Consider the following 3,584-nt stretch of genomic DNA (forward strand, 5'->3'; position numbering starts at 1 on the left):
TGCGCGCCTTGCCCGGCGGCGCTGATCAGGGCAGCCGCATCCAGCGGCACGGCCTGCTGAAGATCCATGCCGTCGCTGTAGGTGTATTGCTTGAAGCTGGCGTCCATGGGAATCCAGGCGTCGGGTGCGTAGCGGGTGCAAAGTGAACAAGGTTCAAAGAAGCAGCCTGACTTGCTCCTTGATTGATAGCATGAAGTCCCCGTACTTACTGCGACAAATGGCTTTTTGATAGGGCTGAATTTGCTCCTGTTTTTAAGGACACAAGAGGCAATGAAATGGCATAAATATCCCACTACACATTTATCACGATGATTTATTTCTTTTTCTCAAAATTAGCAGCATGATTGCCGCAAAGCTCGAAATATATAACATAAAAATACCCATGAAATTCAGGGCGGGTTTGATATAGGTTAAGGATATAGAATAGGGAAAAGCTATCAATATATAAAATAATATTATTGATGATTGTTTGTTTTCATTAAAATTAACACATGCTCCCATGAGCACCAGAGATGTTGCATAGATAATCGCAACAAATATATTTTGTTGAAATATAGGGCATATATTTGCTATTATCCATATGCCCCATACGATAGGTGTAATATGTTTTCTCATCATGAGCAATGGTCTGAGAAGGCAAATCCACTAAAGAAATTTCCAGCAGCTTGCCCCATCGCCATATCAAGAACATTAAATGAGAGAGCAAGCAAACTCAAGCTTGCTCCTGCGTAAACGCTCATAAAGGCTGCACATATTCTTTTGTTTCCTGTAGCAAGCATCAAGCCAGCCATGTATATTGATATGCCTGCTATAAGAAAATTAGCAAATGCAATCAATCCGGTGCCTGCTGCAATTAATCCCAATCCTCCTGTGCTGGCTCCAATAGTAATAAATAAAATAAGCGCCGCCATCATATAAATGACGCCAATTAGCATTAATATGTCTCCATTCCCACTCCCCTCAATGATATAAGCCCCGGCCCCCGTCTCCGGATCAATAACAATATACCCGAACCCCTTCCACCCGTGCTTGTTGATGCTTTTCTCATGCACGGTCACTTCCTTTCCGGCATTGACGGCATTCCTGATGATAAAATATAGCCTGCTCCTTTCTTTTTCCATGCAGTTTTTTTATTTTCCCAATCTGAGTATTATGTTTAGACATGATTATTGCTTGAAATTCGTTCCATAAAGATTATCGACATCAATGCGAAAGCATGTCTTTTTATACATTTGTTGCGACGAAACCGCATCGATATTTCCGATCTTACTCACTCCATAAGGACGTAATTGTTGCAACTTGGACAATGTCTGAGCACTCATTGATGCTAGGCCAGGTAAAAACTTGTTTGGAATCCAAGGCGCTACTGCCGCTCTCGCCAGTAATTTTCCCATGCCTTGCTCAGCTTGCGTAATGGTTACGCCGACACCGATTTCGCCTTTAATGATTTCTCTAGGCAGAGTATTAAATGTTATACTCCCTACGTTATTGCAATACTGACTCTCTTGAACCTGTATTCTCACTCTGGACTGCTGATATTTCTAGTCTCTACTTGATGCAGCATTGGTATTCGTGGAGATGATGGCTAATGCAGTCAATACGGCTGTTGCAGCCAGAACAACAAGAGTTTGCTGATTTTGTTTTTTTGGGACTCTGCTAACATTTTTGTGCGTGATGCGAATTTATTAATCCTCTCTAAAGATGCTGTTAGAGTTAAATATATAATACAAGCAAGAAATAATGAAGCTTGCGCCAAATGACAGCAATAAATTAGGTATCGTTGCTTCATAAGGCGCAATTTTAGATATAATTATTCCACCAACTATAAATAAACATATGCAAAAATTTACAACATCTCCTAGCGAAAATAACACAATAAACACCAGTTGATTAGTGATCTCATTTTTCGTGTATATATTATATAAAACCCATAAATAAAATATAGCTAGGCAATAGCTTATGAAATAGTTTTTCTCTCTGATAAATTTTATCATTTTATGCATTCCACTAAAGAGATCTTTGGGGAGAGTCCCAGCCAACTAAAGAATACCGTCCCGACAATGAATTGCAGATCTTTAGTCGCACTTGTCCCTGCGCCTATTCGATGGTAGTGAAATAATGCTATGGATGCGACGAATCCGACGATGAAACATTTGACAAGCATGTCGAAAGAGGAGTCGTATATAGCAGCCATTGTGCCTAGATATGAAGCACAAAATGCCAAATAAGGTAATATTATCCACTGATAAAAAGATCAATCACTACTTCTATTTCTCCCCTCTCAAACAGAAAAACCCCTAATCTAGCTTCCAGATCAATAACAATAATAGACAAGGCATGTTCCATACCATCTTATGATGTCAACGCATTACCGATCTACCGAGATATAATATCAATGCCGATCTTTTGTATTAAAAATAACAATCAATGTATATGAAAACAGGGTTAAGTTTGCAATAATAATCCACCAACCGATGGATCTGGCTAACAATGTCATTCCGCCAATCAGGATACACCCAATTAATAACTGCCATTCTTTGATGAATATTGACGTTATTCCTGTGAATAATATAAATATTATATATATAATTATTGTCATCTCATGCATCCTGTTCGGCTTCCGGTAAAGTCGAATACTGCTTCCCCAATAGGAATAGCGGTTAACAGCATTCCTACAATCGCTTTTAATGTTATTCCAAATCCTGTATATAATATGGCAAGTGGTGTTAGTGCTGTAAGAAATCCCGCAGTGAAGCATTGCCAATCTATGCTTTTTGCCATTAACATATGCACCAATGCCAACCCCTCAAGAGCTATTGCAAAGCCTGCTGCCATTGCAGGCAACAACACAACACCACCAGGAATCATTAATGCGGCAAGAAAAGAAACCAAGGCGAATCCTGCCACTATTCCTAGTAAATAGCTTCCATTCCCACTCCCCTCAATCAAATAAGCCCCGGCCCCGGTTTCCGGATCAATAACAATATACCCAAACCCCTTCCACCCGTGCTTGTTGATGCTCTTTTCATGCACGGTCACTTCCTTGCCGGCATTGACGGCATTCCTGATTTCACTGCCTACTTCTCCGCCTATGGGCAACTTTTGCAGCGCCGTCTGCGCATTCTGTTTGTTGATCGTGTAAATCTTCTGCCCTTCGGCTTGCGCGATGGCAATAGCCTTCACGGCGGATATGCCTTCCGCACACGGCTTCAGCGTTGGGTTTTCTATTTGCCCATTGCTGTTTGCGTAGCTGCACTTCGTTTTATCCACCCAAAACGCTTCAGGCGCCGCATGCTCCATTGCACTGGCGTATTGGCCTCTCATCCTGTTGTAGGCAATCCAGCGGTTTTGCGCGGCTGTTTTGCCGTTTTGGGCGAGATTGGGGTCTTTGTTAATCTGGCTCTTGGGATCATCATCTTTCACCCAGCGCACATGCCGCAAGTGGCCTATGTCCATGTTCAAGCCCTGAAACGTGACGCCCCGGTTGACAAGGCCATACAGCTTGTTGGGTTTGACTTGCGCATGAAACAGCCCATAGCTCAAGGCGGGCGCATCCACCATTTGCGCCTGTGATGCGGCAATCA

2 protein-coding genes and 1 pseudogene are annotated in these 3,584 nt (G+C 42.1%); all 3 read right to left on the minus strand.

Annotated features, from left to right (window positions below):
- Positions 1 to 614 precede the first annotated feature (614 nt).
- A complete protein-coding gene (locus C1720_RS12430) occupies positions 615 to 1,121 on the minus strand; it encodes a hypothetical protein (protein WP_102284687.1) in 507 nt (168 codons plus the stop codon).
- A gap of 45 nt (positions 1,122 to 1,166) precedes the next feature.
- Positions 1,167 to 1,523: a hypothetical protein gene (locus C1720_RS13455; RefSeq protein ID WP_146007061.1), complete on the minus strand. Its 357-nt coding sequence runs from the start codon at positions 1,521 to 1,523 to the stop codon at positions 1,167 to 1,169.
- Positions 1,524 to 2,595: 1,072 nt separating this feature from the next.
- Positions 2,596 to 3,584, minus strand: a pseudogene (locus C1720_RS13890) (hypothetical protein); the annotation flags it as partial.

Source organism: Ottowia massiliensis (genome assembly GCF_900240305.1).
Taxonomy (GTDB): Bacteria; Pseudomonadota; Gammaproteobacteria; order Burkholderiales; family Burkholderiaceae_C; genus Ottowia; species Ottowia massiliensis.

Coding starts and splice junctions, on each gene's coding strand:
- C1720_RS12430 (WP_102284687.1), bottom strand. CDS start 1,121: ATGGAAAAAGAAAGGAGCAGGCTATATTTTATCATCAGGAATGCCGTC.